The organism is Salinivibrio proteolyticus (assembly GCF_001996165.1).
Classification (GTDB): domain Bacteria; phylum Pseudomonadota; class Gammaproteobacteria; order Enterobacterales; family Vibrionaceae; genus Salinivibrio; species Salinivibrio proteolyticus.
This window is the reverse complement of sequence record NZ_MUFP01000008.1, coordinates 116,026-136,326: the sequence shown is the minus strand read 5'-3', so window position 1 is coordinate 136,326 and position 20,301 is coordinate 116,026. Positions and strand designations below refer to the sequence as shown.

Genomic DNA, 20,301 nt, shown 5'->3' with positions numbered 1-20,301 from the left:
CTCACTTCAATTCGGGAGAGGGAATGATACTCACTATTGAAGTGAGAGTTTAAAAATGAGTGATAGAGAAAATATAGATCCTGTTAAAAAGAGACTCTATGAGGCGGAAACCGTCCACTATTGGGAGCATAAAGGATGGGGAGGAAAATACGAATACCTATGGCGCTGGGTAGTCGCGATATTTGTTAACTATTCAATATTTGTTTTTTTATGGTTGGTACTTGATGGTTTTACAGTAGATAGACCCTTTTTTTGGATGGTTTTTGCGTTCATGACGATGATGACGTTGATAACAAGATACCTATTTACGCCTGATAAACATCGCTGTTATCACTTAACATCTCTGGGTATTCATTACACAGAAAAAGACATGATCCCCGATGTTGCCTATCAGGTGGTGCGTGGGTTTGCATGGGTGGGAATCGTGGTCTGTATTATTGCCGTGTTTATACTTGGTCCTCTTGCGTTTGTTGGGGCTGGTGGGTTTGCGTTGATGTCGTTTGGGATGACGAATTTTAGCCCTAAGATTGATAAGTATTGCATATTGATTTCTGAGCGTACGGTTGTGTTTGATTTAGAGAACGATGCGGTACTGTCATTCGAAGCTGCAGAGCAGGATGTGCATGCTTACGGTGGCGATATATCCACCATGACAATCGACCAAAAGCAAGAACTACTTTCTACATTGCGTTCACTTTTTCCTGGTATCGAGTTTGTTAAGATAAAAAGGTTGAAGGACCAATATAAACACCCTGTTTATCAGCAAGAAGAAGAGAAAGTGGCCGAGTAGTATAGCTTTTATGTCGGGCTTATTCTCTCTTTTACAATTAACCATTTTCACCAAAGGTGTTTAATGCTTGCTCTGCACTCATGGGTTTGAAGAAATAAAATCCTTGAATTTCATCGACGCGCCAAACATTCACAATGCGTAATTGAGAGGCGGTTTCGACGCCTTCTGCCACTGTGGTCATTCCCAACTCTTGCGCCATGTTGATGATACTGCGGACCAAGGTTTTGGCTTTATCATTGGTTTCAATTTCGCTCATGTAAGATTTATCAAGTTTGACAATATCTAACGGGAAATTGCATAAAGAACTGAATGACGAGTAGCCGGTTCCAAAGTCATCGAGAGCCAGTTGTACGCCTAATGCTTTTAACGCATGCATTCGTTTGATGGTTTCTTTATCGGCACCCAGTAGAATGCTTTCTGTTACTTCGAGTACCAGTTGCCCCGGGGCAAGCTGATAGCGATTGATCAAGCGTTTTAGGTTATCCACTAATCGTCTCGCGCCAAAGTGGGGACTGGAAAGGTTCACGTGGATCGTCAGACGATGTTGTGATTTTTTACGCCAATGTTGCTGTAGTTGTTGTAAGAATGCGCAAGCTTTTTCGAGAACAACCTCATCTAACTCAATGATTAATTTGTGTTTTTCTGCCAAAGGAACAAAAACGCCTGGTGAGACTAAGCCGAGTGAGGGGTGATGCCATCGTGCCAGTGCTTCAAAGCCAATCACTTGGTTGGATGTGGCGTTGACAATGGGTTGGAAGTAGGCGGTGAACTCATTATTTTTTAACGCAGAGACAAGGTTACGGTTGATCACCAAGGTTTCTTGCGCTGCCTGTGCGATATGTTCGTCAACAATCTCCACGCGGTATTTACTGCCGGTACGTGCTTGTTCGATAGCGTAAAAACCGCAGTGTACCAAGGTTTCAAAGTGCTGAAACTGCAGATGTGGGCCGATCAGTGCGCCTTTCAAGCCAATATCAAACTCGGCATCGGTCAGTGCAATATGGTTATCACTGGCTTTGAGGGCAAGACAGGCATGAGCCTCAAGGTCACGCTCATTGCTTTTGTCGGTAAAGACAATGAACTCGTTTTCGCTCAATCGGCCTATGGTGGCACCAACAAACTGTCCTTTTAGGGTATCGGCAATGTGTTTCACCATGCTGTCATAGGCATGATGACCATAAATCTCGTAGATCTCTCTCAGCCGTGTGGCAATAAAGTAAAGTGCGAACACGCCCGTTTGGTTCGCCAATGCCGCGTTCAACGCTTCTGTTGTTGATGGGCGATTGAGTAAGCCAGATAGGGTGTCATAGTGTGATAAGGTTTCAATCAGCTCTGCTTGTTGTTTTTGTTGGCTAATGTCTTTCACGGAAAGCATCAGCGAGCTGTTTTCTCCGTCATCGAGCCTGACTGCCTCAATAGCACAAGGCAGGGTGTTTCCTTTATAGCAGCGCAGGGCCGTCTCAAAGTGAGTCACATCGCGGGAGCTTTGGTGATAGAGGGAGGTAAGACGCGCGAGTGTGCTCTCATCGTTACGGCAGAGTTCACGAATGGATAAACTGGTAATTTGTTCTCGTTCGTAACCCAATAAATCCAATAGCGCTTGATTGACATCGATAATTTGATCATCCATTAAGATAATCATTCCCAAGTGCTGGCTGTGGTACAAGGCATCGAAGCGCGACAGCGTTTCCTTGAGTTGGCGTTCTGTTTTTAATGACGCGTGTGCTAGCGCCTTAATTTGCTCGGTAATATGGGTGAATGTGTCTTTGCGTTTGTGCGGTAACGGGCCGTCGCCTAGGAGGGCACTGACATCGCGCTCAAAGGAAATAAACTGTTTCGCGACTTTCCGGCGATAGAGTATAAAAACGAGTACGCCGATCAGTGATGTGATAGCGAGCATTGTTATGATCAAGTACTGGAATACTTGCCTACCTTTTTGATAGTAACGCCGCTGTTCGGTGGTTTTCAGAGTCGCAATAATCTGATTATTTAAGTCGTACAAAGGAGTGTAGCGAGTCAGCTTGGTGTCGGTGCGAACAATATGCTCGCTGGTTTCAATTTGTTTCAGAATTGCACCTTCAAGCAGGCTGTTGTCGCCGGTAAGGATGTTCTCATAGGCTGATGGGAAACGTCCGGTTAGCGCTTGGCCCCATACCATCCAACCTACCGCTGGTGCTGTGCCTGAGCTATCACGAATGGGGTTGAGACTGATCACCCAAAGGCGATGATCTATCTCTAACAGGCCGGAAAGTGGCGTCAGGGCATCATCAGGCAGCGATTGCGAAATATGCTCACGGATAGCGGCTGATTGATAAATGCGTTGGATAAACTCACGTTCATCATCGTTATTGAGCACCCGTGCCTCTACCACGCGACCGTTTAAATCAGCAAAACCCATCATACTCAACCCGAGTGAAATCAGTGTATCGGCCTCGAGATTGCGGCTGGCATATTGTGTATTTCCGTTGGTGAGTAGCGTATAGGTGTCATCCCAATAGGCCCAATCGACGGCGTACTCAACTTGATTATCAATCACGCGTTGGATAACGGCTTTTGCCTGCTGGTTGGCACGGGTTATCTCTATGTCTTCTAAATGGTTAATACCAAACAAAAAGAAATAGCGAGTCACTAATAAGCTGCTAAAGATGATCCCAACAATACCGAGAAGGAAAATCAGTGCGGCTTTGCTGTGTAGGGTGACAAACAACGTACGTGCCATGCAAAAACCTAATATAAAAGCGAGGAGTGGCGATCTGCCGTCCATTGAAAATAGGCAAGGGTTAAGGAATGATCAATAAAGCAAGGAGATATCGGCCACACTCTGATACTTTACAGTGTAAATGATCACTTGGTAGTGACGCTGTCACATTTTAGTCTTATGTGAATAAGGGAAAGTCGTGGGGAGATAAGAATGATGATTGGAGCTAAATACCTCGCCCTGAATCACGGAAAGCGTTCAGAGCGAGGTAACGTGCCGAGATGGCAAGCGCTTAATGGGTTGACGATTCAAGCTGCCAGCTGTGATTGACCTGTTGGTTATCACGTTTCGGCGCTTGGATAGTAAAGGCAATGCATAGCGAGAGCGCGATCATCACTAGCATGACACTGAACGCGGCGACAAAGCCACCAAATAGCGCAGCAATGACAGAGCCCATAAAGCTGCCCACACCAAAGCCAAGATAAATAAATCCGTAGTTCTGGCTGAGGTGATTCATACCAAAATAGTCGCTGACTAAGGTTGGGAAGACCGTAATTGCGCCACCAAAGCTGAATGCGACACAAGCAACTGATAGATAGAAACTGTATTGGTCAAGTGGCATAAAGCGGAGCATGCCGACACCGGCGGCGCAGACTAACAGCGCTAAGCCAACCACTTTGCTGCGCGCCATGCGGTCAGACAGCACACCCAGCACTAGACGGCCGCCTAGATTTGCCAGTGCGATAATGGCAACGGCTTCCGCAGCGGTGGCAGCATCAAGGTGGACATAGAGTTCACCCACATCTTTAGCGACGCCAATGACATAAAGCCCACTCATACAAATCGTGACGAATACCGTGGCAAGCAGCCAAAATTGTGGCGTTTTAAAACACTCAGAGAGCGTGTAATCGGCAGGTGCATCGGTCTCAGACGCGTTTGTAGCTGCTTTTTGCTGTGGTGCATCGTGCATCAGTGCGCCGCCAATCACGACCATGACACAGGCCAGAACCGCCCACATTTGAAAGCTGAGTGCTGCACCGCCTGCGGCTAAAAAGTATAGATTGATGTATTTAAAACCTAAGCTGCCTAACCCATAAGCGCCAATGGCACAAGCTGAGGCAAGCCCTTTGTTTTTTGGAAAAAAGCGTACGCAATTGGAGAGCGTCATGAGGTAGCCAGTACCGTCAGCCAAGCCAATCAGAAGGCCGGCGGTAAGATAAAGTAGCCATAGTTGGCCGACGACAGAGGTTAGCGCGAGGCTGGCGCCAAGCAATAAGCCTGCGCCGATAGTTACACGGCGCACACCAAAGCGTGCTTGCAGATGGCCGGAAACGGAAGACGCTAACGCCAGTGCCAGTGTCATAATACCAAAAGTGAAAGCCACTTGGCTGACAGGCTCATTAAGTTGGGCTGCAAGGGGAGCATTAAACAGGCTCCATGTATAGACAGAGCCAAGTGCAAATTGGGCTAATACAGTGCCAAGCAGGGTTTTCATGCCGGGGGATAAACGTGCGTTCATGGTAACGCTCCAGGGTTTTATCTATTGGGAACACCCCCAAGATACGACCCTGAATCCCCACATCAAGAGTAGGTGAAAAAGATAAAATGAGCTGCAGTTAGCGGGCATGAACTGCAGCGAGATGGCATGAATTACAACTGCATTCGCTCGCGAAACGCCTTCAGATTGCTGCGACTAACCAGCACGGGATGAGGAATACCGGGAAGAAAAACGTGGTAAGTACTGTTTAAGCCCGGTGCAATTTCGGTGATTTTATCTAAGTTAACGCAGTAAGAGCGGTGGCAACGGAAAAAGTTGGCTGGCAATTGTGTCATCAATTCACTGATGGTGTAAGGTACATAGAACTCGCCATCTGGGGTATAGACCAAGGTGGTCTTTTCGTTGGCCGCAGCGTAAAGAATGTCGGCGGTATCGGTAATACGGATCCGGTTATCGCGCATTAAATGCAAGGTATGGCGTTGCTCTGTCAAGGGATCAGCAGGGGTAGCCGCGATAGCCAGCTTGTCGAGCACGCCTTTCACGCGCGTTTCATTGAGCGGCTTAAGCAAGTAATCGAATGCCTCAAGCTCAAATGCATCTGCCGCATGCTCTTTGTACGCGGTGGTAAAAATCACAAAGGGCGGACGCGCATCCGCGTGTAAACTGCGCGCCAGTAGCATGCCATCAATGGAGGGGATGTTGATATCTAAAAACAGCACATCCACTTTATGGGTCTGCAGATATTTAAGCGCCGCTAACCCATCATCAAAGCTCTCTGTGATAGTAATAGCACTGTGCTTTTCAATGAGGTATCGCAACTCTTCTTGAGCCAGATATTCGTCTTCAACAATGACAGCGCGCATTATGCCTCCTTGTTTTCGACTGTAAATGATACCCGCGTTCCTGGGTGAAGTGGCTCGACGGTGAGGCCTTGACCATAAAGTAAGATCAAGCGCTGATGAACGTTCATCAAGCCAATATGATGGCTGTCGATGGTGCCATGATAAAGCTGTTCAACGATATTAGGGTCGATGCCCACGCCGGTATCTGTAATGCTAATTTCTGCGCCGCGTTCAATCGCCCGCACTGCAATGGTGACATCACAAGGACGGCGAGAAGGTTGAAAACCGTGGCGAATGGCGTTTTCTACCAGCGGTTGTATCAGTAAAGGCGCAATATTAATGTCGGTCGTTTCAATATCAAAGTGAACGGAAAGTTTGTCACCAAAACGAGCCTGCTCTATTGCCACATAATCTTTGACTTGCTTGATAGCATCTGTAATAGGGATGAGATCTTGTGTGCGCTCTAAATTGTAACGCATAAAGTCGGCTAGATTGGCAATCAAGCCACGGGCGTCATCCGGACGCAACCGGATCAAGCTGGAGATCGCGTTGAGAGCGTTGAACAAAAAATGTGGGTTAATTTTACTTTGTAGCGCGGCAAATTCGGCTTTACTGGCCATTTCTTTGAGCTTTTGTATACGCGCCACTTCCATCTGGGTTGAAATCAATTGCGATAAACCAATTGCCATTTCTTGCATCGGGCGACGAATACGGTGAGGTTGACGATAAAAAACCTTTAAAGTCCCGGTGACGACGCCATTTTCCCAAAGCGGAATGATCAACAAAGAGCGAAAGTCATGCACGTTGAGATCATTGCTGATGATTTGTTCACCGGTTTTTACCGCTTGCTGAGTAAGGCGACTAATCTGGTGGTGGGCATCAATATATTGCTCCTCACCAATGCCAACATACGCCAACACATCAGCGGTATCGGTAATGGCAACCGCATCGGCACCGGTGTCTTTACGAATAATACTGCACGCTTTGGTTAAGCCTCGCGTTTCACCGCGTCGAAAGTAAGGCAAAGTACGGTTGGCGATATCCAGCGCCTGTTTGGCTTGCTGGGCGGCGAGGTGTTCTTTTTCATCATCGATGTACTGTACCAGTTGAATGATCAGGCCAATACAGACGGTACCCGCAATCATCGGAAAGCTAATGGTCGCGACGATGTGCTGTGCCAGAGCTTGATCACTCGCCAGTAACAGAATCAGCAACATGGTCAACGATTCACAGATCATACCCGCTAAAATGCCATAACGGGCATAGTGCCGTTTATCAGCGCGATAATGGATCAGCGCAGACAGGCACCCAGCAATAATGCTGGCGATCAAACAGGCTTGTGAGGTTGGTCCATCAATATCAATCAGGTAGCGGTGAATACCTGAGATAACGCCTGCTGTCACACCTACCCAAGGGCCAAACAATATGCCCCCAGCGACGATGGCGATGATTCGCACGTTAACCAGTGATCCATCTACATTGACACCTGTGTAGGTGCTGAACAATGCAAACAACACAAACAAGGCGGCAATCAGCGCCGTTTCCATCGGGTGGCGCTGGGTTTTCTGCACAATGGTTTGGATCAGGTGGGTGCGAGTGAGCCAAAACAGCGCCATAAGAAGAAGAGCGGCGCGTTCAAACACCGCCAGCAACATTAAAAATTGGTCGTTGTACATAATCGAGCGGGCAATAATCAAAGAGGCGGCAGTATACACCCTTCGTCATGCCATCGATACTGACCTAGCGCAAGCATCATGGTGTACAAGCAGGCGAAAATAACACAAGTGCCTTATCATGGTGCACACTTTCGCGCGCTATTCGACCATCACGCTGCGTAAAATAAAGGCGCTTTGATAGACCATAGCGTCGGTTTTAGGCGCTTGATGATAACCTTTTGCAATTACCATGATGGTGGTTTCGCTGGTGGTGGAGGTATTGCCGTAGCCGTAATCCCACTTCTTATCTTTACGCTCGCTATATGTGGCGTGGCTGCCTTTATTGTCAACGTGTAGCTGCTCGTCACTTAAGGTGAAGTATGGATAGCCAGCGTTTTGTGCCAGCTCTGCGGCTTTGCGCAGGGCGTATTTATGGGCAATGGCCCGGTCGGTAAAGTCATTACCCACAAAACTGATGTGCCACGTGTCTTGGCTCACCGCTATCACATCAAAGCCCATGCCGAATGACCAAAAGTTCTTCTCGGTTGAGTAAGGCGTTGCACAACCGGCTAATAGCAACACGGACAAGAAGAACCAACCGCGCGTTTTCATAATAACTCCAAGATGACTGAGAAAGGCGCGTATCATAGTGCGTGAGGCACATACCGACTAGCGGTATTTTGTATGACTCTGTCAGCGGTTTGTCAGCCGAAAAAAACCGACGCCTTGATGGCGTCGGTTTGCATGTCACTTATCGAATTCGGCAGGTGCGAAAGTCGATTACTTACGGCGGCAGAACTCCGCAATCACAAACATGGTTTGGCCGTTTACTTTACCCTGTACATGGGTCGGATCGTCGGTCAAGTTGATGCCGCGGATCACGGTGCCTTGTTTGATCACTTGGCTTGAGCCTTTAACGGGCAAATCTTTAATCACGGTTACGTCGTCGCCTTTTTGTAGTGCTACGCCGTTAGCGTCCAGCACTTTGACGTCTTCGATATCTTGCCCCGTTTCTGCCCACTTACGGACATCGTCTTCCATGTACATCATGTCGAGATTATCTTGTGCCCAGCTTTCGCTAGAAAGACGAGAAAGTTGGCGATAGGCAACCACTTGAACCGCAGGCTCTTGGCTCCACATGCTGTCGCTTAGACAACGCCAGTGGTTCACGTCCATGTTTTCCGGGGTGTTAAGCTGATCATGACAAGTGCCACAGACCAATACGCAGCTGTTGGCTGTGGTGTCTGGCGAGTACGGGACTTCATACACAGAGAGGTTGTCTTGGCTGGTGCAAAGTTCACATTGGCCGCCACTGCGTGCCTGAAGCGTTTGTTCAATACTCATGTTTTATCTCACAACGGGCAGGGAAGTCCCTGCATTAACAATGAGGCAGAGTGTAATCGCTGACATAAATTCTTACAAGTTATAAGGGATTGAGTCAGTGAATAGAGTGGCTATATATGTCGAGTAACGCAAAAACAAAAATGCCACGCAAACGCGTGGCATTGTCTCAATCAAGGTTGTGTAACGTTAGGCGTTAGCGGTGTCTTGCTTCACCACTTCATGGTGATCGAAAACACTTTTATCTTGGCCACCGGTTAAACGCGAGGTGAGGGTACCGGCCGTCATTGAGCCACTCACATTCACAGCGGTACGGCCCATATCAATCAAGGGTTCGATAGAAATGAGCAAGCCGGCAAGCGCAACAGGCATATCCAATGCTGAGAGCACGATCAGTGCCGCAAAGGTGGCGCCACCGCCTACACCCGCAATGCCGAATGAGCTCACAGTGACAATCGCAACCAAGGTAGCGATAAAGCCCGGGTCGAGTGGATTAATGCCAATGGTTGGCGCAATCATGACCGCTAGCATGGCTGGATACAGGCCGGCACAACCATTTTGACCCATGGTGGCACCGAATGAGGCGGAGAAGTTGGCGCTGGCCGGATCATTGCCCAAGTTCTTCATTTGCGAGTCGATATTAAGGGGAATCGTGGCCGCACTTGAGCGAGACGTAAAGGCAAACGTCAGTACAGGGAGCACTTTTTTCAGATATTGAATCGGGCTCATGCCGACAAGGCCAATCAATACCAGATGCATCACCAGAATGGCACCCAAGCCTACATAAGAGGCAACCACAAAGTTCGCCAGCTCAAGAATTTCGCTCACGTTTGAGCCAGCCACCACTTTGGTCATTAGAGCCAAAATACCATAAGGCGTGAGGCCGATGATCATACGTACCAAGGCGCGAACAAGCTCTTGTGCCACTTCCATAAAGCGTTCAAAACGCTCGCCGAGTTCAGGCTTAGTACGCGACAAGGTAACACCAGCCATACCAACGAGTGCGGAGAAAATCACCACAGCGATGGTTGACGTCGGGCGGCTGCCGGCGAGATCTGCAAACGGGTTTTGCGGGAAGAAAGAGATAACCATATCCGCCAGTGATAAGTCTTCGACTGAGCCCAAGCGTTGCTCCAGAGCAGCACCGCGAGCCATCTCACGCGCCCCTTGTACGATGTCTTGCGCAGACAAACCGAACAGGTTGCTCACGAATACACCAATGAGCGCAGAGGCGGCGGTCGTGGCAAGCAAGATGCCGATGTTCAGGCTAGAGATTTTGCCCAGCGAGCCAGAGTCTTTCACTTTTAAAATCGCGCCGATAATTGACACGGTGATCAGCGGTATGATGATCATTTTAAGCAGGCTGACGTAGCCGGCCCCGACGATATTGATGTAGCCAATGGTTTCGCGTGTGATTGCACCGTCGGCGCCGTATAGCGCTTGTAGGGCAGCACCAAATGCGACCCCTAAGCCGAGGCCTGTAAACACACGTGTGGATAAGGATTTTTGTTGCTTGTGCAATTTGACAAGCACCGCCAGCAACAGCGCAAAAGCGATCAGATTTAAAAGGATAACTGTCATAGTCGGCGTTCCAATCTAGAGAATTATAATAATTTGAGCGTGAGATCCCGCGGRTGTCGCTAATGGATCGATATTGCCTCGCATCTTATGCCGACTGGTGCACATAATGAAGACATATGTCACAGTGCAATTAGATAAAAAAAGCACTTGTTAAAACTAAATCGAATATGGCGCAACGATTGCGCGACTATTGATGGTATAGTGTCCAATAGAAAGTATGCATTAGGTCAACTTATTCTAAAACGGGTGTTCGTTCTATTAATACGACAAGGCTTCCGGTAAGGTGGCGACGTGTGTTAATCCCCAGACGCCGTGATGATTGGTGTAGCAAACATTAGGAGTGGTGTGTTATTGACGTAAAGGATCGCAAATGAGCAGAAAAGTCTATTTTTCAACGCCGGGTCGTTTTAGCGCAAAACGCGCGCTCGTGGGAGCGGTGAGCCGTTGTCATCATCGCTTGGCGCCTCGTCATGCTAAAAAAGTGGCACGAAAGCTCTTTCTCACTCCAACCCGCAGTCCAATGGCAAACCCAGAACCGGAAGGCTTGGTGCGTGCGCAAGTACAAAGCCAAGAAGGGGTGTTGCAAATGTATAGCCTTGGCGCTGGGCCAACTTGGTTGCTCACGCATGGCTGGTCGGGGTCTGCCAGCCAGTTCTTTCCACTCATGGCGCATATCGCGTCACTGGGCTTTCGTGCGGTGGCATTTGACCATCCTGCTCATGGTCAAAGCGGTGGAGAGGAGAGCCATATTCCCGGCTTTGTGCAGGCGATCAATGATGTATTAGATCAAGTTGATAATGTCTCTGGGATCATTGCGCATAGTATGGGCGCTGCCGCGGTACTAGAGAGCCAGCATCCGCAGATGGATGATTTACCGCTCTTTTTGGTCGCACCGGTACTGAATTATCGCGAGAATTTATATGCCACAGTCCGAAAATCGGGGTATTCACTGAAGCTTTTTGATGAAATTGTCCGAGAAGTGGGTGATCAACATGGTTATCCGATCGAGACTATTGAGCCGCTCGAAAAATTGTCGCGTCGCCGTCATCCGGTGGTGATTGCCCACGATAAAAATGACCGTTTTGCTTCCTTTACCGTCACCGAAAAAGCCACTGACTACCCGCATGTGACTGTGCTAGCTACCGAAGGATTAGGGCATGGGCGTATTCTTACCAGTGACGTCGCCTTGCAAGCATTTACCGACTTGGCGGCAAAGGTGAATCCTGCGGTACAAAGTGTTGAAGCACAAACCGAGAATAAAAAGGCATCAGCCTAAACCGATGCCTTTAGAAGATGCGCCGTTATTCGCCCGCGATGGATAAGCGGGCGAAGCGGATGCGTGGCGCAAAGAAGGCGCCATCATAGTTGGGTAACACGGTATTGCCGATCGCATCTATCTCATTGAGCATGGTATAGAAGTTACCCGCCACCGTTATCCCGCGAACAGGACGAACGCGTTTGCCATCTCGGCAAACAAACCCACTTGCACCGAAAGAGAAGTCGCCACTGATGGCATTCGCGCCTGAATGCACACCTTGCAGTGACACTAGCTCAAGATATTCACCCGCATGCACGTCTGCATCACTGTGTTTACCTGCGGCAATCACATCATGACGAGAGGTGACATCCAAACCGCCCTTGGGACTGCGGCCCGCGTTCGCCGTATGGGGAACATCAAAATGCTGTGCTGTGGCGCTGTTGTGTAAAAAGCCGACTAAGACGCCGTTTTCAATCAAAGGCGTGTCGGCGGTGGCAAAGCCTTCGCTATCAAACGCTTTAATACGCATCCCGCCATCAAGTCTTGCCACATCGGTGATGGTGAGAGCACTATCTGCAACGGGCTTGTCGACTTTTTCACGCCACGGGTTGGTTCCGCGCTTGGCGGCATCACCGGAGAAGCAGCTGCCGAAGGCGCCCAGCAATTCACTGAGACAATCATGCTCAAAAATCACCGGATACGAACCGGTTTTCACTGGGCCACCCTCGAGCAAGGCGTCAGCGGTTTGGTAGGCCAGTTGAGTTGCATGGGCGCGATCAAGATCAGCAAAGCGGCGTGACACTGAGGCGCCGAGATGCATCGCTTGCTTACCGTCGTGATTGAGCAGGGCTGCGGTGTAGCAGCTAAAGCTACGCTCACTGTGATAGCAGCGTGTGCCTAGAGTATTAGCAAGCAACTGATATTGGGCTTGCTCACTGTACCCATTGTAGGGAGCCCCCGTTGCGCGGGGTTGGCTGACCACATCTTGCTCAAGGGCCAGCGCCAACGCGATCTTGTCTTCAATCGGCGTGTTATCTGCTTGCAGCAAGCTGGGATCTTGCTGATCAATTTGCTGCCCTTCAGCGCGAATTTGCTGATCCGGATCGGCCTTGGTAAAGCTTGCGTTGGTGAGTGCGGCGTTCACCATGCTGGCAAGACTATCGCTATCTAGCGATTCTGAATAGCTGGTGGCGACTTGATCCCCTTTGATCACTCGCACACCAATCACTTGACCGGCGGTGACTTTGTGCTCGGAGAGATCGCCTTGGTCGGCTTTGAGTGACAAGCTTTCGCTGGCGTTGGCAATCACGTCTGCTTGAGCACCTTGCTGTTTCACCAAGCTGAGGACCTGATCGACGGTATCGCTTAGGGTTGCTTTAATGATTTGCTCACTCATGCGTTACCGCCTCCTACTAGGATATTATCGACTTTCAATGCAGGTTGGCCCACGGTGGTGGGGACTGAGCCGCTCACCGAGCCACACATACCGGCGGCAAGGGCAAGATCTTTGCCGACCATGCTGATTTCTTTAAGCACCTTAGGCCCCGTACTGATTAAGGTGGCAGACTTGAGTGGCACAGTGATCTTACCGTCTTCGACCAAGTAAGCTTCTTGGACCGCAAAGTTAAACTCGCCAGTGCCGGGCTGTACTGAGCCGCCCCCCATCTTCTTGGCGTAGATGCCACGCTCCATGGAGCCAATCATGGCGTCTAAGCTGTCGTTGCCGGGCTCAATAAAGGTGTTTCGCATCCGCGAGGTCGGTGCGAATTTATAAGACTCACGTCGGCCAGAGCCGGTGCGCGCATAACCGGTTTTCAGGCTGCCCATGTGATCGACCATAAAGGAGGTGAGCTTACCGTCTTTGATCAACTGGGTATGCTGGGTTTCCATGCCTTCATCATCGATATTGATTGAGCCCCATGCATTCGCCAAGGTGCCATCGTCCACCGCGCTCACCACAGGGCTTGCAATCATTTCGCCCATTTGGTCATGGAAGACGGAAGCTTGCTTAGCAACCGAGGTAGTTTCTAACAAGTGGCCACAGGCTTCGTGGAAAATCACCCCACCAAAGCCGTTGCCAATCACCACCGGCATTTCGCCCGATGGGCAAGCTTGGGCACCGAGTTTAACCAGCGCTTGTCGTGCGACACGCTCGCCAAGCTCAACCGGATCGATATCCTGATGGAATTCCCAGCCTGTGAGTGCACCGGGAGCATCAAAGCCCGTCGACTGTTCCTCACCGTTAGTTGCGACCGCTGTAGCGGCAATACGCGTGTAGTGGCGGGTATCTGTGACATGCAGGCCATGAGAGTTAAAAATCTCGACCTGTTGCTCGCGTTGACCGACACGACCAATAATTTGGGCGATCTTATCGCTCTCGGCACGAATTCGCGCATCCACTTGGCGTAAGAACGCCACCTTATCGGCCACATGTTGATCTGCCGATAACGGCTCAGACACCGGATGTTTGTCATTTAAATGGGACAAATTGAGCGGCCCAGCGGTGGCGATTTGATCGCGCTTATCACGCGCACACAGCAAGCTGGTGACTTTTTTCAATTGTTCTTCATCGCGGCTGTTGGTGTAGCCATAAAGCACTTTGTGGCCGAAAAACAACCGGATACCAATACCAAAATCAATCCCTGAGCTCACTTTATCCACCTCACCAGACAACAGCTCTACGTTGCCTTAGTGATGGCGTTCGACAAAGAGTTCGGCGAAATCCGCGCCTAAAAACAGGGCATGGTCAATCACCGACTTTGCCGTTGATGGATTCAGCATACTTCCTCCTAAGAAGTGTGTTAGCGACCTTTCATTCTACCAAGCTTTTATTGGTAATGATCACCACTTGCAGTGAGTGCATGATATTTCATCATTTTTTGTGTCATTCACTGAGCTGCGAATGGACACTTTCAATGTGCATGACCAAAAGGCGACGAGTGTGGCGCAATCCGTTACACTACGCCGATACAAGTAACGAGCGGATAGAATCATGAGTCAGATCGCAGCCAACATTATTACTGGGTTTCTTGGCGTGGGGAAAACCACGGCGATTCGTTATTTACTCGCGAATAAACCCGAGCATGAGCGTTGGGCTATCTTGGTGAACGAGTTTGGCGAGGTAGGTGTCGATGGCGCGATCCTCTCTGAACAAGGTGCGCTGGTAAAGGAAGTGCCGGGAGGATGCATGTGTTGTGTGGCCGGCCTACCCATGACGGTGGGGCTAAATACCTTGCTCGCCGAGAAGCCAGATCGGATTTTGATTGAACCGACGGGACTCGGTCATCCCAAAGACATTATCGGTAAGCTGACTCAGCCGCCTTTCGATACCACCTTGTCGCTGGGCGCGACCATTACTTTGGTGGATCCGCGTTGTATTGATGATGTGCGCTATCGTGAAAATCAAAACTTTCATGATCAAATCGCGCTCGCAGATGTGGTGGTGGCAAACAAGCTTGACCAGTGTAGCGAGGAGCAAATCGCCACCTTTTATGATTATGTCACCGCGTTTGATGGTGAGAAAAGCTTGGTAACCGGTGTTGAACAAGGGGCGCTCGAGACCGCATGGCTTGCGTTACCGCGTCACGCTCGTCAAGCACACTATCATCACCATCACAACGATGCCGAGCCCATGACTACATTAGCTCTGGGCCCGGACGATACCTTTACCCGCAAAGAGAACCAAGGGCAGGGCTATGTCAGCTGCGGTTGGTTGTTTGCCGCGCACTGTTGTTTTCCGTTTGATGCCTTGTACGGGCTATTGAGCAACATCAACGCTCAACGGATTAAAGCGGTGGTCAATACAGACGAGGGTTTTTACGCGTTTAACGTCGCTAGTCAGGTGGTTACTGTGACGCCTATGTCGATTGAACAGGCCGAGTCGCGCATCGAAGTGATCGATACCGACGCCTTGCCTTGGGATGAGCTGGAGTCGATCCTGCTTTCTTTTGTTACTCCTTCCCACTAACTGGCATCAACAGGTCCTTGCCAGCGGCGCGTCCTTGCCAGATAAAAAACCGACCCAAGTGGCCGGTTTTTTGTTTGCTGAAACGGGTCGCGTTTAGCTGGCATATTTGGCGGTGAGCACCTGCCAGCTGCGTTTTTGTTGCTGAAAACGCACCTTTAAATCTTTGTATTGCTGGGTTAGCTCGGCGTTTTCGACTTTTTCGCGCAGTTTGTCACGCTCGAGTGCTAACAGATGTTTTTTCAGCGTGTAGTAGTCCGCCATTTTGGCGACCAAGGCATCATACTCTTGTTGCAGGATTTGCAGACGATGCGATGCGTGTGGCTTGTCACTGAGCTGTTGCGTGACGCGCTGCAATTGCATGGTCGCACGCGCTTTTTCAATCTTCTCTTCGGGGGTCACGCGCAGTTTTTCCGCCAGACCCAACCAAGATGCGGTTTTGATCAGCCATTTAGTCGGATCAAATTGCCACCAGCGAATGCCATTGCGGTAGTCGTTCTCAAAAATATGGTGGAAGTTGTGGTAGCCCTCGCCAAAGGTCATCAAGGCGAGCACGCCATTATCCCGCGCGGTGTTTTTATCGGTATAAGGCYGGCTGCCCCACACATGCGCCAACGAGTTAATGAAAAAGGTGGTGTGGTGGCTTAGCACCAATCGAGTAAAGCCGACCAGTAAAATCGCGCCCCAAAGATCGCCATGGAGCAAACCAAACGCGATAGGGAAGCCAAAGTTGGTTGCCAGTGTCAGCGCAAGGTAGTGCTTGTGTTGCCACATCACGATCTTATCTTTTTGCAGATCGCGGCAGTTGCTGTAATCGCCATAGCGGTTGGGATGGTATTCGCGCAGCATCCAACCAAGGTGTGAGAACCAAAAGCCGCGCTTGGCCGAGTAAGGATCAACATCGTTGTCATCGACATGGCGATGGTGAATGCGGTGATCCGACGACCAATGAAGCGCGCTGTTTTGCAGCGCAAATGCCCCACCAATGGCGAAGATAAAGCGCAGAGCTGGATGGGCCTGATAGGTTTTGTGGGCCCACAACCGGTGATAACCGGCGGTGATCGACAGCCCACAAAAGCTGAATGCGACAATCAGCGCAGTGATCTGCATCCAATCAAAACCATGGTGCCATGCCCACAATGGCGTACCAATTGCGGCAATCAAAAAAGTGAGGGTAAACACGCTAATGTTTAACCAGATTAAGCGTGGTTTCTGAGGGGGAGAGGTTGAAGCCTTGGTATCCATAACTCGTTATCTTTATTTAAGCGTACACTTGTACGCTAGAATAGATGCGTGCTACAGCTTGGTCAAGCATTCCCCGCACTGAGTCGTCACAAAATTGTTTCTGTTTTTGTCCTTCGTCCGTTACTTGTTGAGATAGCTATACTTAGCTTTCACGAGACGATGTGACGAGTACGATGTTAACGATAGTCACGGTGGAGAGTTGCCGTTTTCTGCCGATAACGGTGATAAAAACTGGATTGATTTTTCGATTAAAAATAGGCGGATAAGCATGATGTCCTATCCGGCTATTCCGCACTTTGTGAAAACCATGGGTCACCGGGTGGTGAGCTACATTCTCAATGTCACAGAGGCGGAAGGCCGACTGATTTTGATGCAAAAATTGGGGCTAAGCCGCACACAGCGCGACACACTCAACCAATATGTCGAGCTGTGTCGACAGCTACGTGTGTCTGCGGTGGAGCAGGGGGAGAGCGAGCAATCTTTCTTTTACCGTCTGCCCCATGTGATGCAAAATGGTCGTCATATCTTCAATGTGTGGCGTGCACAACAAGGTGGAGAGTTGGCAACGCGTGTTAATAGCGTTGATCCGCTTATCAGTGCTTTCTGTCAGCTTGCCGGTGAGCTCTATCCACTCTTTTTGATCAAAGCGGGCCATCGTCCTCATCTTTTCCATCGTGGGGCAGGTTACTTAACGGCTGCTATCGAACAGTTTCCAATCAGTAAGATTGTGCAAAAGCGTATTTTGGCCGACCCGTCCCTCGAGCGATTGTTTGACGCCATAGGCAATGATCCTCAGCAAACGTTCGGTGACTACAAAGATGCAACCGGGCATCGTGGTGTGGTGAGTTTGGCGAGCTTGCCGGTATCGATTTTAATCAACAGTTATGACTTGATGCGGATCCGCGGGATTGTCTCTGCGGATCGCTTTGTCAGCACTGTACAAGAAATGTTGGATATCGCCCGCAGTCTTGCCGATGGCGAAGTGGCACATATTCCGATGTTTGTTGGATTTCGTAATGCGGCACTCACCAACTTAGCGGAATTGGATACCAAATGGGGAAGCATTCGCCGCTATACCCCGAGTATTGCTGAATATGTACTTCAAGCACCGGGGTTAATGGCCAAACGACGCAATAACGGCTTTATGTTGGAGTCGGGCTATGCGTTTGCGATCAACTTTGGTGACTTCCTCGAAGATGACGATTGGCCAGATGAAGTGATGGATGCGAATACCGATCAGCAAACCACGGAGCTCAATATCACTTTGTGTATGGCGCTTTGCTACCTCACAGAATACAAACCCTTTGTCGCGCCCGAGTGGGTCTGGCGCATTGATCCTTTTTCACTGGATAACCGTCGGCAAGATTTTGGTTCAGTGGCCGAAACCAGTGATCCTATCGCGATAGGTGAACTCGATTTGGTGGACATCGAGCGTTGGAGCATGTTGGTCGATGATACGGATTCGAGCGGCATTCGTTTAGCCATGTCCCGCTTATATGCCGCGGCAAAACGTCCCAACACGCAAGGGGCGCTGGTGGACGCAATTATTGCGTTACGAAATATTTTTGCTGCTAGTGATGACATGGCGCGCATTGAATCCGCGGCGCGCCATCTTGTGAATGCGCCGTTAGATATTTCTATGATTAGTGCACTCGCTGAGGATTGGCAGGCGTTGTTAACGGGAGAGTTTTTTGAAGATCCAGAAACGATCAGCGAAAAGGTGAACGATTGTGTTCAGCTTTGTTTGGTCTGCCTGCATCATTTGTACTTACAACACCCTCACTTAATCAGTCGCGCGGATCGCCTTCAGGCTCTGTGTGACTTGGCTGAAACCCAAACCAGTGACCGATAAAGACAGTATTTTGACTGGTTTGCCCTCATCCCTGTTCATCTTGGTTTATGCTTACTGTGTTGACCCAGCCACACTCTCAGTTAAGAAGTCGACAAGGAGAGGCTTTTGACCACACAAATTCTGATCACTGATGATTCCGCATTGGCACGCAAGCAGCTCGCGCGAACCTTACCCAAAGACTTAGATGCCGAGGTGCACTTTGCCGAGAATGGCAAGGTGGCGTTAGATGTTTTAAACAGTCAGTCGATCGATATTATGTTCCTTGATTTAACCATGCCGGAATTGGATGGTTATCAAACCCTTGAAGCGATGCAAGCCGATGGGATGACAGTCCCCGTCGTGGTGGTGTCTGGGGATATTCAACCGCTCGCTCAGCAGCAAGTGCTTGAACGGGGGGCGAAAGACTTTGTTAAAAAGCCCATTAGCCGCGAGCGCGTTGAGGCATTGATTAAAGCCTATTTGCCCACCGCAACCGCCTCGGAGACGGAGCGCTCCCATGCACCGAAGGAGAAACTGAGCCGGCGCGATATTTATATGGAAGTGGTCAACATCGCTATGGGGCAGGCGGCAGATAAGCTAGCACGTCACTGTGGTGTCTTTGTTCACATGCCCTTGCCGCAAGTTAACGTGTTTGAGGTCACTGAATTGACCATGACCATTCGCCACTTAGCACAGTCAGATACCATGAACGGCGTGTGCCAAGGTTTTAGTGGCGAAGGAATTGCCGGTGAAGCATTAATGCTGATCAGCGATTCCAGTATCAGTGACATGATTGACTTGTTGGATTACCCCGATGACGGCTCTCTCGATAATGAACTCGAGCTGTTAGTCGACATTAGTAATATCTTGATTAGTGCCTTTTTGCGAGGGCTCGGTGAGCAAGCTGCGCTCGAGTTTTCGCAAAGCTATCCGGCATTAATGGGGCAACATGTAGAAGCGGACTATTTGATAGCCGCGATGAAAGGCTCATGGAAACGCACGGTGACCATTGAAGTGAGCTACCAGATTGATGGCACCGAGATTAAGTGCGATCTATTGCTGTTATTACTGGATGAATCGCTACCTTTATTGGATGCGAAGTTGGCTTATCTGATGGACGAGGAGTAAGGCGATGACAGAAGATTTTGATCAATTCCATTGGATGCTCGATATGGTGCAACACATTGATATGGGATTGATTGTGCTAGACAAAGATTTCCAAATTCAGATGTGGAACGGCTTTATGGTTCACCACAGCGGCAAACACGCCAAGGATGTGCAAAATCGCACCTTATTCGAGGTGTTTCCGGAAATCAACGAGCCTTGGTTTCGCGCCAAATCACAGCCTGTGTTTGAGTTACGCTGCCGTAGCTTTATTGTCTGGCAGCAGCGCCCTTACTTGTTTCGTTGCCGTCACGTGCGCCCTATTACCGGTCAACTTCCCTTTATGTATCAAAACGTCACCATGCACCCCATGGCAAATACGCGTGGTGAGGTGAATCATATGTTCATTTCGATTCAAGATGTGACCAATGAAGCCTTAGCAAGCCAAACGCCCCGAGCCACAGCACCGACTCGAACTGCGTCGTCATAACCAC

At 49.6% G+C, this 20,301-nt stretch carries 15 protein-coding genes and 1 pseudogene; 6 read left to right on the top strand and 10 right to left on the bottom strand.

Annotated features, from left to right (window positions below; translation table 11 throughout):
* Positions 1-55: 55 nt before the first annotated feature.
* Positions 56-790, top strand: coding sequence for a hypothetical protein (locus BZJ19_RS08520; protein WP_077675304.1), 735 nt, complete (start codon positions 56-58; stop codon positions 788-790).
* 37 nt (positions 791-827) lie between these two features.
* On the opposite strand, the gene BZJ19_RS08515 is transcribed toward BZJ19_RS08520, so the two are convergent.
* From BZJ19_RS08515 to BZJ19_RS08485, 7 genes are all read right to left on the bottom strand, one after another.
* Complete coding sequence (locus BZJ19_RS08515; RefSeq protein WP_162274218.1) at positions 828-3,509, bottom strand: EAL domain-containing protein; 2,682 nt, start codon at positions 3,507-3,509, stop codon at positions 828-830.
* Positions 3,510-3,780: 271 nt separating this feature from the next.
* Positions 3,781-5,007 (bottom strand): OFA family MFS transporter, encoded by a 1,227-nt coding sequence (locus tag BZJ19_RS08510; protein WP_077675302.1) that lies wholly within the window; start codon positions 5,005-5,007, stop codon positions 3,781-3,783.
* A gap of 131 nt (positions 5,008-5,138) precedes the next feature.
* A complete protein-coding gene (locus BZJ19_RS08505; protein ID WP_102136121.1) occupies positions 5,139-5,852 on the bottom strand; it encodes a LytR/AlgR family response regulator transcription factor in 714 nt (237 codons plus the stop codon).
* Positions 5,849-7,504, bottom strand: a complete 1,656-nt coding sequence (locus tag BZJ19_RS08500; protein ID WP_077675312.1) for a LytS/YhcK type 5TM receptor domain-containing protein — start codon at positions 7,502-7,504, stop codon at positions 5,849-5,851. Before BZJ19_RS08500 ends, BZJ19_RS08505 begins: the two co-directional genes overlap by 4 nt.
* Positions 7,505-7,642: 138 nt before the next feature.
* On the bottom strand, positions 7,643-8,095 hold the full coding sequence (locus BZJ19_RS08495; RefSeq protein ID WP_077675300.1) for a CC0125/CC1285 family lipoprotein: 453 nt from the start codon (positions 8,093-8,095) through the stop codon (positions 7,643-7,645).
* 168 nt (positions 8,096-8,263) lie between these two features.
* Complete coding sequence (locus tag BZJ19_RS08490) at positions 8,264-8,827, bottom strand: PhnA domain-containing protein (RefSeq protein WP_077675299.1); 564 nt, start codon at positions 8,825-8,827, stop codon at positions 8,264-8,266.
* Between the two features lie 186 nt (positions 8,828-9,013).
* Positions 9,014-10,405: an L-cystine transporter gene (locus BZJ19_RS08485; RefSeq protein ID WP_077675298.1), complete on the bottom strand. Its 1,392-nt coding sequence runs from the start codon at positions 10,403-10,405 to the stop codon at positions 9,014-9,016.
* 370 nt (positions 10,406-10,775) lie between these two features.
* On the opposite strand from BZJ19_RS08485, the gene BZJ19_RS08480 reads away from it, so the two are divergent.
* The gene (locus BZJ19_RS08480; RefSeq protein ID WP_077675297.1) at positions 10,776-11,681 is read left to right on the top strand and encodes an alpha/beta hydrolase; all 906 of its coding nucleotides are present in this window, start codon (positions 10,776-10,778) and stop codon (positions 11,679-11,681) included.
* 25 nt (positions 11,682-11,706) lie between these two features.
* Here the strand turns inward: BZJ19_RS08480 and BZJ19_RS08475 are convergent, their stop codons facing one another.
* Entirely contained in the window at positions 11,707-13,059 is a 1,353-nt protein-coding gene (locus BZJ19_RS08475; protein ID WP_077675296.1) for a TldD/PmbA family protein, read from the bottom strand.
* Positions 13,056-14,444, bottom strand: a pseudogene (locus BZJ19_RS08470) (TldD/PmbA family protein). The gene BZJ19_RS08475 and the pseudogene BZJ19_RS08470 overlap by 4 nt, the downstream one beginning before the upstream one ends.
* Before the next feature lie 211 nt (positions 14,445-14,655).
* On the opposite strand from BZJ19_RS08470, the gene BZJ19_RS08465 reads away from it, so the two are divergent.
* On the top strand, positions 14,656-15,630 hold the full coding sequence (locus tag BZJ19_RS08465; protein ID WP_077675295.1) for a CobW family GTP-binding protein: 975 nt from the start codon (positions 14,656-14,658) through the stop codon (positions 15,628-15,630).
* A 93-nt stretch (positions 15,631-15,723) separates the two neighbouring features.
* Here BZJ19_RS08465 and BZJ19_RS08460 read toward each other — a convergent pair whose 3' ends face one another.
* On the bottom strand, positions 15,724-16,872 hold the full coding sequence (locus BZJ19_RS08460) for a fatty acid desaturase (RefSeq protein WP_077675294.1): 1,149 nt from the start codon (positions 16,870-16,872) through the stop codon (positions 15,724-15,726).
* 268 nt (positions 16,873-17,140) lie between these two features.
* Here BZJ19_RS08460 and BZJ19_RS08455 point away from each other — a divergent pair, with 268 nt between their 5' ends.
* From BZJ19_RS08455 to BZJ19_RS08445, 3 genes are all read left to right on the top strand, one after another.
* Positions 17,141-18,724: a hypothetical protein gene (locus tag BZJ19_RS08455; RefSeq protein ID WP_077675293.1), complete on the top strand. Its 1,584-nt coding sequence runs from the start codon at positions 17,141-17,143 to the stop codon at positions 18,722-18,724.
* A gap of 105 nt (positions 18,725-18,829) precedes the next feature.
* Positions 18,830-19,831, top strand: coding sequence for a response regulator (locus BZJ19_RS08450; RefSeq protein ID WP_077675292.1), 1,002 nt, complete (start codon positions 18,830-18,832; stop codon positions 19,829-19,831).
* A gap of 4 nt (positions 19,832-19,835) precedes the next feature.
* Positions 19,836-20,297: a PAS domain-containing protein gene (locus BZJ19_RS08445; RefSeq protein WP_069586922.1), complete on the top strand. Its 462-nt coding sequence runs from the start codon at positions 19,836-19,838 to the stop codon at positions 20,295-20,297.
* Positions 20,298-20,301: the final 4 nt, after the last annotated feature.